At 67.6% G+C, this 12,537-nt stretch carries 9 protein-coding genes, 1 pseudogene and 1 other annotated feature; of the genes and pseudogenes, 5 read left to right on the top strand and 5 right to left on the bottom strand.

All coding sequences use genetic code 11. From position 1 onward, the window contains the following. Positions 1-34: 34 nt before the first annotated feature. Both H9L22_RS14015 and H9L22_RS14010 read right to left on the bottom strand, forming a co-directional pair. A complete protein-coding gene (locus tag H9L22_RS14015) occupies positions 35-1,126 on the bottom strand; it encodes a LacI family DNA-binding transcriptional regulator (RefSeq protein WP_187720461.1) in 1,092 nt (363 codons plus the stop codon). Continuing rightward, the gene (locus H9L22_RS14010; RefSeq protein ID WP_187720460.1) at positions 1,101-1,784 is read right to left on the bottom strand and encodes a hypothetical protein; all 684 of its coding nucleotides are present in this window, start codon (positions 1,782-1,784) and stop codon (positions 1,101-1,103) included. The genes H9L22_RS14015 and H9L22_RS14010 overlap by 26 nt, the downstream gene beginning before the upstream one ends. Positions 1,785-1,988: 204 nt before the next feature. Between H9L22_RS14010 and H9L22_RS14005 the strand changes: the two are divergent. After that, positions 1,989-2,719, top strand: a pseudogene (locus H9L22_RS14005) (IS3 family transposase); the annotation flags it as partial. After that, positions 2,288-2,422, top strand: a sequence feature (AL1L pseudoknot). It overlaps the preceding pseudogene by 135 nt. 26 nt (positions 2,720-2,745) lie before the next feature. On the opposite strand, the gene H9L22_RS14000 reads toward H9L22_RS14005, so the two are convergent. The 3 genes from H9L22_RS14000 to H9L22_RS13990 are packed head-to-tail and all read right to left on the bottom strand — an operon-like array spanning position 2,746 to position 5,956. Next, entirely contained in the window at positions 2,746-3,648 is a 903-nt protein-coding gene (locus H9L22_RS14000; RefSeq protein WP_226965875.1) for a carbohydrate ABC transporter permease, read from the bottom strand. Further along, positions 3,645-4,625 (bottom strand): carbohydrate ABC transporter permease, encoded by a 981-nt coding sequence (locus H9L22_RS13995; RefSeq protein WP_187720459.1) that lies wholly within the window; start codon positions 4,623-4,625, stop codon positions 3,645-3,647. The genes H9L22_RS14000 and H9L22_RS13995 overlap by 4 nt, the downstream gene beginning before the upstream one ends. Next, complete coding sequence (locus tag H9L22_RS13990) at positions 4,622-5,956, bottom strand: extracellular solute-binding protein (protein WP_187720458.1); 1,335 nt, start codon at positions 5,954-5,956, stop codon at positions 4,622-4,624. The genes H9L22_RS13995 and H9L22_RS13990 overlap by 4 nt, the downstream gene beginning before the upstream one ends. Before the next feature lie 317 nt (positions 5,957-6,273). Between H9L22_RS13990 and H9L22_RS13985 the strand changes: the two genes are divergently transcribed. From H9L22_RS13985 to H9L22_RS13970, 4 genes are read left to right on the top strand one after another with little or no spacing between them, the layout of a single operon-like run. After that, positions 6,274-7,029, top strand: coding sequence for a DeoR/GlpR family DNA-binding transcription regulator (locus H9L22_RS13985; protein WP_187720457.1), 756 nt, complete (start codon positions 6,274-6,276; stop codon positions 7,027-7,029). Continuing rightward, positions 7,026-8,417 (top strand): 6-phospho-beta-glucosidase, encoded by a 1,392-nt coding sequence (locus tag H9L22_RS13980; RefSeq protein WP_187720456.1) that lies wholly within the window; start codon positions 7,026-7,028, stop codon positions 8,415-8,417. Before H9L22_RS13985 ends, H9L22_RS13980 begins: the two co-directional genes overlap by 4 nt. Beyond that, complete coding sequence (locus H9L22_RS13975) at positions 8,417-11,524, top strand: alpha-mannosidase (RefSeq protein WP_187720455.1); 3,108 nt, start codon at positions 8,417-8,419, stop codon at positions 11,522-11,524. The genes H9L22_RS13980 and H9L22_RS13975 overlap by 1 nt, the downstream gene beginning before the upstream one ends. After that, entirely contained in the window at positions 11,521-12,537 is a 1,017-nt protein-coding gene (locus H9L22_RS13970) for an alkaline phosphatase family protein (protein WP_187720454.1), read from the top strand. The genes H9L22_RS13975 and H9L22_RS13970 overlap by 4 nt, the downstream gene beginning before the upstream one ends.

Here is a 12,537-nt window from a genome sequence, read left to right as displayed (position 1 = left end):
CCGAAAACACGGCTTCACTTGTGTATTTGCTTCGTCAGGCCGTCGGCCTGGGGGGTGCCACCGTGGCCAGATCCCGATACTCGGGACTGATCAGGATGGAACGCGCTTCCAGCGCGGGATCCTCGAGACGTTCGATCAGCAACGAGACCGCTTGCCGGGTGATCTCCGTAGACGAGTTCACGATCCCCGAGGTTGGAGGCGCGAACTGGAAGCCGAGTTTGTCAATCGACATGCCCACGACCGAGTAGTCCCGGGGGACTTCGTAGCCCGCGGTCTTGAGGGCAGAGAACACGGGCGCCACCGCGGCCTCATGCTGAATCACCAGGCCAGTGATGCCAGCCTCAGTCTCCAACAGCGCTCGGATCGTGGCGATGGTCTCGAAGAAGTCGTTGTGCGCCGGGACCTCGGTGACCCGGACCTGCATCCGTTGCGCGGCTGCAGCGACCCCGTCACGGAACCGGGCTGCGTAGGTCATCCCAAGGTCATACGCGACAGACGGGGCCCCGACCAAACCCACGTGACGATGACCCGCTCCCGCGAGCGCCTCGAGCAGGCTCGTACCGGCCTCCCGCCAGTCCAAGTCAACCCGGTCAAGATCCGTGACACCCTCGGGCATGCCCACCAGGACACAGGCAGCCCCGTTCTCCTGGAGCGCCAAAACACGCGGGTCCGAGTCCTCCACGTCGAGGATCACGAACCCGTCCACCTGCCTCGCCCGATCGAGGCGGTCGATACTGGTAAACGCCTCCTCGCCGGTGACCAGGAGGATGTCGTAGCCGAACGAGCGAGCAGACTGGACCACGCCGCTGACGAACTGCAGCGCCACCTCCGGCGTTGCGTTCTCCGCCATCGGGGCCAGAAGAGCAAGGGTGTTGGTCCGCGCGGTGGCCAGCGCGCGACCACTGGCCGACGGATAGAACTCCAACTCCCGGACAGCAGCCTGAACGCGAGCTTTCATCTCCGACGAGATCGACCTCTTGCCGCTCAAAGCGTAGGACACCGTCGAGCGACTCACACCCAAGTGTCGGGCCACATCGCCAATATTTGGCATCCTGCACCTCCTCGTGCGCGCTACTGTCGAACCGGATCGACACCTAATATTATGATCGGATCTGCGCCGTGTCAAATATTGAGAATCCTGGGGCGAGGACCTGTCTTAGTCGCTCTATGACGGAGGTGTGGACCTGCGGCGCGGCAGCCTGTGAGCGGCGTTCCCCGAAGGCGTCGCGTTGGTGCTTGTCGGGGTCTATCAAGTCACCGAAGTGGACACGCATGGCGGTCAGGGTCGACCGGTAGGCGAGTGCCGCCAGGTGGCGCTCCATGATGGCGTCCGGCGCTGCCCTGTCGCCTTGATCGAGGGCGTCCCTCACGACCTTCATGAGCGAGCCTTCCGCGAGTGGACCTCGCCAGTGGCTGTGGGGCTTCCGCTCCTCGCACAGCACCTCCACCTCATCGAGGAGCGCGTCGTTGACGAGTTCCTCCTTGCGGCAGAACCTAACGAGGGAGCCCAAGCCCCAGCGTTCCCAGCCAGTTGGAGGAGTCGACTGCATGAACAAGCTGTAGAGCAGCGCAGCGAGTCCGCGTTCGCAGGTCGCCTGGGCGGTCAGCACGGCTGCAACCCAGTTGCCCTGGGCGAACGCGGTCAAGGTCGCGTCCCAGAGACGTCCACCTTCGACCTGAGAGATGAGCCAGACCGGCTTTCCTCCCTGAGCTCGACGAAGCCCGTCATAGTCGGCGTTCAAGAGGTCGAGGCGCTGCTGCTCGGTCATCGCGGACACGTCCATCGCGCAAACGTACTGTCGACATGAGTATCTCAGTCTGTTCCGAGAGCCCCGTCGGTATCGCGGCTCAGCGCAACTAGGGCCGTCCGTGCGTCTCCATTGGGAAGCGTAGAGTCGTGTGACATGACGCCCAAGGCACGTCGGCAGTTCGTCTGAACCGCACTGAGTTTGTTGGAGACTCCTGACCTTGGAAACGAGGATGGGGTTATGCCGAAAGAGCAGACAGCGGGGAAGCCGACGACGCGTCGGTATTCACCGGAGGAGAAGGCCGCCGCGGTCCGGATGGTGCGCACGTTGCGGGCCGAGCTGGGGACCGAACATGGGACCGTGCAGCGGGTCGCGGCGCAGCTCGGATACGGCGTCGAGTCAGTGCGGTCGTGGGTCAAGCAGGCCGACATCGACGATGGTCACGTAGCCGGCGTGTCCACGCTCGAGGCCCGGCGGGTTCGGGAGTTGGAGCAGGAGGTCCGCGAGCTTCGCCGCGCTAACGAAATACTGAAGCGGGCAGCGAGTTTCTTCGGGGCGGAGCTCGACCGCCAACACCGGAAGTAGTCGCGTTCATCGACGCGAACAAGGACGACATGGTTGAGGGTCGCCCGCTCGGAGTCGAGCCCATCTGCAGCCTGTTGCAGGTGGCTCCGAGCACCTACTACGCAGCGAAGGATCGAGCCCCGTCGGCGCGGGCCCTCCGCGACGCCATCCTCATCCCGCAGCTGGTGAGGCTCTGGGATGACAACTACCGCGTCTACGGCGTCCGCAAGTTATGGAAGGCCGGCCGCCTTGCCGGGATCGACATCGGCCGAGACCAGACAGGCCGGTTGATGCGTGCCGCCGGTATCGAGGGCGCCACGCGTTCTAGGCGAGTCACGACCACCAAGGCCGATCCAGCCGCCCCCAGGCACACTGAGAAAGCGACGGCGTGCCCACCGCCCAGGGTGAGCACGCCGCCGCGGCTTAGAGAGCGTCAGCCCTTGACCGCGCCTTCTGTGATGCCAGCCATGAACTGCTTGGCGCCTAGCGCGAAGATGAGCAGCAGCGGGATGACAGCGATGAGCGACGACGACATCAACATGCCGTAGTCGGTGCCGTGCGCCGTCTTGAGTTGGCTCAACGCCACCTGCAGCGTGAGCTTGGACGGGTCGTTGAGCACGATCAGCGGCCACATGAAGTCGTTCCACGATCCGATGAACGTGAACATGCCGAGGAAGGCCAGCGCGGGCCGCATGGTGGGCAACGCCACGTGCCAGTACTGGCGCAGGAACCCGCAGCCATCGAGCGTCGCCGCCTCGAGCAGCTCATTCGGTAGGGCGTTGGTGGTGTACTGACGCAGCCAGAACACCCCGAAAGCACTCGCGAGTGAGGGGAACACCAGGGCCTTGAGGTCGCCCACCCAGCCCAGCTTGCTGATGAAGAGGAACTGGGGGATGGTCGCCAGCTGCGACGGCAGGAGGAACGTCGCCAGCACGATGGCGAACAGGATGTTCCTGCCCGGGAACTGGAACTTGGCGAACGCGAACGCCGCCAGCGAGGCGATGAGGAGCACCAGGACCGTCACGCTCAGCGCCACGACCAGGGTGTTCGACATGGCGCCCCAGATGTTGATGCGCTCCAGGATCGATCCGTAGTTCGTGGCCAGCTTGTCGCCGGGCGTCATCACCGGCGGGTACTGGTAGATGACCGCGGACTCGTGGGTCGACAGCACGAACATCCAGTAGAACGGGAACAGGGAGAAGATCGCGCCCACGATGAGCGCCAGGTGCCGCAGGACGACGCCGCGCTTGGGCACGCGTCGCCGACGGCGGCCGCCGGTCTCGATGGCCGCCCCCGCGAGGGCGGCGGGTACCGCCCGTGCATTCATCGAGCTCATCGCGTGCCCCGTTCCTTGCGCTCGCGCGTGACGAGCCAGTTGATGGCGGAGAAGAACATCACCACGACGAAGACGCCCCAGGCGATGGTGGCGCCGTATCCGTACCGGTTCTCCTGGAAGGCGACCGAGTAGAAGTAGAGCACCATCGTCAGGCCCGAGTTGCCCACGCCGCCCGCAGAGGCCGCGCCGGAGGACAGTGACGACGTCAGCACCTGCGCCTCGGTGAAGCTCTGGAGCGAGCCGATGGTCGACATCAGGGTGATGAACAGCACGATCGCGCGCAACTGAGGCAGCGTGATGTAGAAGAAGGTGTTCCACCCGTTGGCGCCGTCCAGCGCGGCCGACTCGTACTGCGTCTTGTCGATCGCCTGAAGCCCCGCGAGGATCAGCAACGCGTTGTACCCGACGAACGACCAGGTGGTCAGCGCCGAGATGGCGACCTTGATACCCCATTCGTTCTGCAGCCACGCGATGTTCTCGAAGCCGAACAGGTTGATGAGCGCGTTGGCGATGCCGAACTGGCTGGAGAACAACGAGCTGAAGAGGATGCCCATCGCCACCATGGAGGTGACGTTGGGGATCAGGTAGATCACGCGGTAGGTGGTCGAGAACCGCATGGTCGAGTTGAGCATCAGCGCGACGATGGTGGCCAACGTGAGGGTGGGGACCGTGGCCATGAACCACAGGACGATGGTGTTGCCGAGCGACTTGTAGAAGAGGGGGTCGGTGACGAGGTAGCGGAAGTTCTCGATGCCGATGAACTTGATCTCACCTAGCCCTGACCAGCTCGTGAAGGCGAGCGCCATCGTGAAGAGCATGGGCATGGCGCCGAAGACGAGGAAGAAGAAGAAGTAGGGCGAGACCGCACCGTACTGAGGCAGGGACTTCTTGACCCGCTGCCAGGTCGACAACGTGCGGTAGTTGTCGACCGGCGGGGAGACCTGGGCATCTCCCCGCCGAGCCGTGGTGACGCTCATTTCACCGTCAGGCCAACCTGCTGCGCCAGGCGCTTAGCGGCGGTGACAGCGTCCTCGAACGCCTTGTTGGGATCCTTGCCCGAGGCCTCGACGAGGTCCATCTCCGCGTAGAACGGGGCGTTGACCGTGTTCTCGTTCGGGTCCTCGAACAGGGGACGGACCGTCTCAGCAGCCCGGCCGAAGACCTCAGCCGCCACCTGACCGCCGAGGAACTCGACGGGGCCCGCGACCAGAGGCAGGTCGAAGGCCGCCGGAACGGCCGGGAAGTTGCCCTTGTCTTCGAACTCGAAGGCCTGGTTCTCGGCATTCAGCAGGTACGCGATGACCTCGAAGGCAGCTTCCTTGTTGGCCGCGCCGTCGGGGATGGTGAGGAACGAGCCGCCGTTGTTGGTGGCGTCGCCAGGATGCTCGCACACGTGCCACTTACCCGCGGTCTCGGGAGCGTCGACCATGAGGTCGGACAGGTGCCACGACGCGCCGAAGTCGGCCGGCAGGCGCCCGTCGTTGACGGCCGCCGCAGTGTCGGCGGTGTTGGACTGCAGCTTGGACACGATGCCGGCGTTGAGGCCCTTGACGGCGGTGTCCCACGCGCTGCGGACGTGATCCTGGTCGCCGATGAACGTCGCGGTCTCGTCGATGAAGCCCTTGCCGGACTGCTTCCACATGAGGTCGAACATCCCGCCCGTGTTGCGGATCAGGTAGGTGCCGGGCTTCTTCGCGATGAGCTCCTTGCCCAGCTCGAAGTACTCGTCCCACGTGCGGATCGCCGCTGCGAGCTCCTCGGGGTCGGAGGGCAGGCCCGCCTCCTCGAAGACGTCGAAGCGGTAGAATAGCGCGGTGGGGCCGATGTCGATCGGCACGCCGAGCTGCTTGCCGTCCTCGGTGGTGGCTTGCGCCCACTTCCACTCGAGGTAGTCGCCCTTGATGTCCTCGGCGCCGAGTGTGTTCAGATCGGTGAAGTACTGCGCCTGGCTCTTGAAGAAGGCGATGTCCTCGCCCTTGACGCCGCTGATGTCCGGTAGGCCGGAGCCTGCCGTGAAGGTGGTGGTGAGCTTCTGCTTGAAGTCGCCACCGATGACGTCCTGGCGGACCTTGTACTGCGGGAACTGGGTGGCCACGGCGGCCAGGGCCTTCTGGCCGAAGCCCTCGGGCCAGGTCCACAGGATCAGGTTGGTGGTTTCCGCGGTTCCGCCGCCGGCGGAGGTCGCTGAGCCGGTGGGGGTGGCGCCGGTGCCGGGTGCCGCGGTGGAGCAGCCCGCGAGGCTGCCCAACGCCAGGAATCCGAGCCCGGCGGCTCCGCCATGAATGAGTGATCGGCGAGAAATCGTCATTGTCGAACTCTCCTAGTTCGTGTGGTGTTGTCGCTGGGGCCCCAGCCACGATCGGGCAGGTTGATCATAAGTGCGCATCTTCGCTACTGACATCCCCGGAGAGGACGCCGCGGGGCGGCCTCCTCGGTGAGGGTCCGCCGGTAGGCCGGTGGGCCAGTATCGCTCATCCGCTTCTCTCACTAGGGCGTACGTTCATTGTCGTCCACCTTGACCGTCGTGATGGGCTCAATGTAGCAACTTTCGGGCGGAAAGTGAAGAATTGTGCTCAAGTTGCGTGAAAACGAGCAAATCGGACGATTCTGGGGTAGCTTAGGGGGATGCTGAAGACCGCCCGCCACGACGCCCTGCTCCACCTCCTGCAGGCCCGAGGCCCGGTCGCTGTCACGGAGGTGTCGGAGAGGCTGGGCATCAGTCCCGCCACCGTCAGACGCGACATCGTTGAGCTGGAGGACAAGGGGCTCGTGGAGCGCACCTGGGGCGGGGTCCGCCTTCTGGGCGAGATCGACGACCCCTTCCAGGAGTCGTTGGCCAGGCGCGGAAGCAGTAAGCAGCGCATCGGTGAGGCCGCCGCGGAACTCATCCCCGACGGCGCCACGGTGATCATCGACGTGGGCACCACCGCCTTCTACGTGGCGCTGGCGATGGAGGCCCAGGGGGTGACGGTGCTGACCCCGTCGCTGCCCACCTTCGAGCACCTCCGCACCACCAAGAAGGCCAACCTGGTCGTGCTCGGGGGGCAATGGTTCGAGCAGTACCAGTGCTTCGGCGGGGTCCAGGTCGTCGACGCGCTCGCCCGCCAGCAGGCGGATCTCGCCTTCATCGGCTGTTCCGGGGTGGCGGAGAACGGCAGGCTCCGGGACACCTCGCAGACCCAGAGCCTGGTCAAGCGGGCGATCCGCGACGCCGCCACCACCACCTACCTGGTGGCCGATGCCGCGAAGTTCCCGGGGAAGGGCGGCAGTTCCCCCTTCGACATCGGCGAACTGGACGGCATCATCACCGACGCTAACCCCCTCGCGCAGTCCCTCACGGAGCTGTGCGTCACTCACAACACGGAGATCAGGACAGTATGAGACTCACCATTCTCGGCGGCGGCGGCTTCCGCGTGCCCCTCGTCTACAAGGCACTTCTCGCCGACGAAGCGCCGGAGCGGGTGACCGAGTTGCGACTGTACGACACGAACCCTGACCGGCTCGACGCCATCACCGCGGTGCTGGACGAGCTCGCCGCCTCGGCGGAGGCGCCCCCCACGCTGATCAGCACCACGGACCTTGCTGCGGCTCTGGCGGGCACCGACTTCGTGTTCTCCGCGATCCGCGTCGGCGGCACCCGCGGCCGGCAGCTGGACGAGCAGATTTCGCTCTCGCACGACGTCATCGGCCAGGAGACCGTCGGCGCCGGCGGCATCTCCTACGCGCTGCGGGGGATCCCCGCTGTCCTGGAGATCGTCGAGGCCATCAAGCAGCACGCCCCGCAGGCCTACGTCATCAACTTCACCAACCCGGCGGGTGTGATCACCGAGGTCATGCAGCGCCACCTGGGCGAGAGGGTCGTCGGCATCTGCGACTCGCCGGTGGGCCTGGCGCGCAGGATCGTCGACGTGCTGCGCCGCGCGGGGCTCATCGCCGCCGACGTGCCCCCCGTCGGCGCAGGCAGCGACCGGATCCAGCTGCGCTACGCGGGCCTCAACCACCTCGGCTGGCTCACCGGCCTCATCGTCGACGGTGAGGACGTCCTCCCGAAGCTCCTGGAGCGCCCGGACCTCATCGAGAGCTTCGAGGAGGGGCGCCTCTTCGGGGCGGAGCTGATCCAGGCACTGCGCGCGGTGCCCAACGAGTACCTGCACTACTACTACTTCTCCCGCGAGGATCTGGCCATCGACAAGGTCTCGGACAAGACCCGCGGGCGCTTCCTGCTCGAGCAGCAGCGCGGCTTCTACGAGAAGCCCGACGGTGACACCTTGAGCGCCTACGAGCGGTGGGAGCGCACCCGCCTCGAGCGCGAGGTCACCTACATGGCCACCAACCGCGAGGCCGCCGGGAACTTCGAACGCGACGACTCGGATCTCGAAACGGGCGGCTACGACAAGGTGGCCTTGGCCATCATGCACGCCATCGCCAACGACATCCCGGCGGAACTGATCCTCAACGTCGCCAATCGCGGCATCCTTCCCGACCTCGACGATTCGGCCGTCGTGGAGATCCCGTGCCACGTCGACGGCAGGGGCGTCACGCCGCTGCCCGGCGCGGCGCTGCCGGATCACGGGCGCGGGATGGTGGTCAACGCCAAGTACGTGGAGCGACGCACGATCGACGCGGCCCTCAACAAGTCCCGCGAGGACGCCCTGCTGGCGATCAGCCACCATCCGCTCGTGGATTCGTTCCACGTGGCCGAGGAGTTGCTCGACGACCTCGTGGCCAGCTTCCCCGTCGACCTCGCCTACCTCGCGGAGACCCGCTGATGCACGACAATCGCGAACTCGTGGAGGAACGCATCGAGAAGCTCCGCGAGCGGGTCGCCGCTCGGGTCTACACCGTCGTCGCTCCGCTGGAGGCCAGCGCCTGGCAGGTGCCCGGCGAACCTGTGCCGTTCGCCGACGCGGCGGCGGCGCAGTACCGACCGTTCCCCATCGACACCCTCTGGGGCCCCGCCTGGTCGACCTGGTGGCTGCGCCTAGCCGGCGCCGTCCCCGCGGAGTTCAGGGGCGAGCGCATCGAACTGCGCATCGACCTCGGCTTCGTCGGGGACTGGGCCGGCAACCAGTCCGAGGGGATGGTCTATACCGCTGACGGTTGGCCGTTGAAGGCGGTCAACCCCATGAACCGCACCGTTCCTCTGACGTTCGGGGCCCTCGCCGCGGAGCGTCCGCTGGTGAGTGCCGACGGCGTGGTGGACCTCTTCGTCGAGGCGGCGGCCAACCCCGACATGACGCTGAAGCTCGGCCAGTCGACGCCGGAGGGCGACACTCTCACCCGCTCCGATCGCCCGGTGTGGCGCTTCGGCGGCGCCGAGCTGGTCAGGCGCGAGGACGAGGTCTGGGGCCTGCACATGGACCTCGACGTGCTGGACGGCCTGATGCGGCAACTCCCCGAGGACTCGACCTGGCGCGCCACCCTGCTCCGTGGCCTCGAGGTGGCCGCCGACGTGCTCGACGCCGAAGGGATCGTCGCGGGCGCCGAAGCGGCCCGGGCCCTTCTCCTTCCCCTCCTCGAAAGCGGGGCCGCGGGTTCTGCGCAGCGGATGACCGCCGTCGGGCACGCGCACATCGACACCGCGTGGTTGTGGCCCATCCGGGAGACCCGACGCAAGATCGTGCGCACCTTCAGCAACGTGGCCGCGCTGGCCGACGAGTACCCGGATTTCCGGTTCGCCAACTCCGCGCCCCAGCACCACCAGTGGGTCAAGCAGGATTCGCCTGAGGTGTACGAGCGGGTCAAGCGGGCCATCGAGCGCGGCCAATGGAACTTCGTCGGCGGAATGTGGATCGAGCCGGACGCCACGATGCCCAGCGGCGAATCGCTCGTGCGCCAGTTCACCTCCGGCCTGCGCTTCATGCAGGACGAGTTCGGCGTGACCACGGACTGCCTGTGGCTGCCCGATTCCTTCGGCTACAGCGGCCAGCTGCCGCAGATCGCCCGGCTCGCCGGGATGCGGTGGTTCTTCACCCAGAAGCTCTCGTGGAACCGCACCAACAAGCTGCCCCACCACACGTTCTGGTGGGAGGGCACCGACGGCACCCGCATCTGGACGCACTTTCCTCCCTGCGACTCCTACGACACGATCGTCAGCGCGGACGAGGTGCTGGGCGCAGAGCGGAACTTCAAGGAGAAGGGCCTGGCCAAGCACTCCCTGTTGCCGTACGGCTACGGCGACGGCGGCGGCGGCCCTGTGCGGGAGATGGTCGAGCGGGTGCGCCGGTTCGCCGATCTCGAGGGCGCCCCGGTCGTCACCCACGGCACCCCGGCGGAGTTCGAGCGGGCCGCCCGGGCGGAGCACGACCCGCAGGTCTGGAGCGGCGAGCTCTACCTCGAGTTCCACCGCGGCATCTTCACCTCCCTCATCGACCTCAAGCAGGGCAACCGGCGCAGCGAAGCCGCCCTCCAGGCGGCCGAGTGGCTTGCGACGCTCGCCGCCGCCGGCGGATCGGCGTACCCGGCCGAACAACTCGAGGACCTGTGGCGGCGCCTCCTGGTGCTCCAGTTCCACGACATCCTGCCGGGCAGCTCCACCGCCTGGGTCAACCGCGAAGCCATCGCCGAGTTCAAGGCGATCCTCGCCGAGGTGGAGGCCCTGATCGGCAGCGCCTGGGAGGCGCTCAGCGCCGAGGGGGGTGCCACGGTGCTGAACCCGTCCGACGTGGAGCGCGCCGAGGTCGTCGAGATCGACGGCGGGCTCCAGGTGGTCCGCGTGCCGGCCCTCGGCAGCGCGACCGCGGGGCCCAGCGACCACGGCGCCGCCTGGGCACCGGTCACGCTCACCACCGACGGCGGCCAGGTCACGCTGGACAACGCGCTGGTGCGGGTGGTCATCGACGCCGACGGAACCATCTCGTCGCTCGTCGATCTGGGCGAAGACCGCGACCTCCTCCTGCCCGGCTGCAGCGCCAACGTGCTGCGGCTGCACCCCGACCACCCCAGCTGCTTCGACGCGTGGGAGTTGGAGGCCCAGTACCTGCGCTCCGGCGAGGAGCTGAGAGGGGTGGACAGCATCGAGGTGGTGCTGCAAGATCCGTTGCGAGCCAGGGTGGACATCACCCGCCGCTTCGGCGCGTCCTCAGTGGTGCAGTCGGTCTCTCTGGACGCGGGGTCGCGCACCGTCGACTTCGAGGCGCTGGTGGACTGGCAGGAGCGGGAGAGGATCATGAAGGTCGGCTTCCCGCTCGACGTCCGCGCCAAGCACGCGCTCGCCGAGATGCAGTTCGGGCACGTGGAGCGACCCATCGCGGCCAACACCTCGTGGGACGACGCGCGCTTCGAGACCTGCGGCCACCGGTGGCTCCACCTCAGCGAGCCCGGCTACGGCGTCACGCTGACCACCGATTCGGGCTACGGCCACGACGTGACCCCGGCCGGCGGGTCGGAGTCGGCTCCCACCGCGGGCGTCAACGCCCGGCTCAGCCTCCTGCGCGCCCCGAACTCCCCGGATCCGGCGGCAGACCGGGGGCAGCACAGGCTGCGCTACAGCCTCACGCTCGGGACCGACGTCGCGGCCTCCCACGCCGCAGGCGTCCGCCTGAATCAGCCCCTGAGGGTCCTGCCGGGCACCGCAGAGGTCCGCCCGCTGGTGGCGCTGACGCCCGTGGGACGGGAGTCCTTCGCGGTCCTGGACGCGGTGAAGACCGCCTTCGACGGCTCGGGCGACCTCATTCTCCGGCTCCACGAAGCGGCCGGCGCCCGTTCGCGGATCCGCCTCGACCTGGACGGCGACGTTCAGGAGGTGCGGGAGGTCGACCTCCTGGAGGTGGGCGTCGACGACCCCACCCAGAAGCTGCCGGCGACCGCCTCGACGCTCGAGCTCACGCTGAGGCCCTTCCAGATCCTCACCCTGCGAGTGAGGAGGGCGTCGTGAAGCTCCTGCTGGTGTGCATCGACGGCGTGCGCGTCGACCTCGCGCTGCCCGGCCACGTGGCGGCCGACCCGGCCTTCGCCGCCCCAGACCACCCCTCGGACGAGAAGTTCTCAGTCGGTGGCCCCGACAGGACCCTCCAGCCGGCGGAGGCTCAGGGGTATGGCGCGCTGGCGCCGACGCTGGCCCGCCTGGCCACTGGCGACGAGCGCTCCGCCGGAAGGGTGATCCCGATGTGGATGACCCCCCCGACGGACTCGGGGCCAGGGTGGGCGTCCATCCTCACCGGATCCACGCATGAGGAGTGCAACGTCTGGTGGAACGAGTTTGTCGGCCACGATCTGGCGCGCCGCCCCGATCTCCTGTCGCGCGCCTTCCACGCCAACCCCATGGCCCGCACCCTGGTGGCGGCCACGTGGGACGCGTTCGTCAAGGCGCCCGGCCCCATCTTCCAGCAGCGGCTCGACCAGCAGCGCACCGGGCAGCACCAGGTGTTCTACCCCGACCACCGCCACGGCATCGCTGCGGCGGACGCCGAGGTGGCCCAGTGGGCCAACTGGAAGCTCCTGCACGAGGGGCCGGATGCCTCGGTGGTGTACTTCGAGGGCGTCGACGCCGCCGGGCACGCCCACGGGGCGGACTCGGAGGAGTACCGCGCCGCGATCCGGCAGGCCGACGAGTTGACCCGTCACCTCGTCAAGGCCGTGTCCGAGCGGCATGAGCAGTTGGGGGAGGACTGGCTGATCGCGGTCACGACGGACCACGGGCACAAGCCCGAGGGCGGCCACGGGGAGGACGAGGTGGAGGTGCGCCGCAGCTTCCTCATCACCCACCGCGTCGGGGGAGCGCTGCCGGAGCCCGTCCGCGACGCAGGCACGCTGCGGGCGGAACAGGTCATGTGGCTGCTGCTCGACGCCGTGGGGGTGCGCCACGGGTCGTGGGAGGACGCCGCGATCGGGGTGCAGCGGGGCGTCGAGAGCCTCGGGCCGACCCGCAACCTGGCCTTCGAGTGGTGA

It is taken from the genome of Tessaracoccus defluvii (genome assembly GCF_014489575.1).
Taxonomy (GTDB): Bacteria; Actinomycetota; Actinomycetes; order Propionibacteriales; family Propionibacteriaceae; genus Arachnia; species Arachnia defluvii.
Note: the sequence above shows the minus strand (reverse complement) of the source record. Positions and strands in the feature narration are given on the sequence as shown.

Coding starts and splice junctions, on each gene's coding strand:
- H9L22_RS14010 (WP_187720460.1), bottom strand. CDS start 1,784: ATGGACGTGTCCGCGATGACCGAGCAGCAGCGCCTCGACCTCTTGAAC.
- H9L22_RS14000 (WP_226965875.1), bottom strand. CDS start 3,648: ATGAGCTCGATGAATGCACGGGCGGTACCCGCCGCCCTCGCGGGGGCG.
- H9L22_RS13995 (WP_187720459.1), bottom strand. CDS start 4,625: ATGAGCGTCACCACGGCTCGGCGGGGAGATGCCCAGGTCTCCCCGCCG.
- H9L22_RS13990 (WP_187720458.1), bottom strand. CDS start 5,956: ATGACGATTTCTCGCCGATCACTCATTCATGGCGGAGCCGCCGGGCTC.
- H9L22_RS13985 (WP_187720457.1), top strand. CDS start 6,274: ATGCTGAAGACCGCCCGCCACGACGCCCTGCTCCACCTCCTGCAGGCC.
- H9L22_RS13980 (WP_187720456.1), top strand. CDS start 7,026: ATGAGACTCACCATTCTCGGCGGCGGCGGCTTCCGCGTGCCCCTCGTC.
- H9L22_RS13975 (WP_187720455.1), top strand. CDS start 8,417: ATGCACGACAATCGCGAACTCGTGGAGGAACGCATCGAGAAGCTCCGC.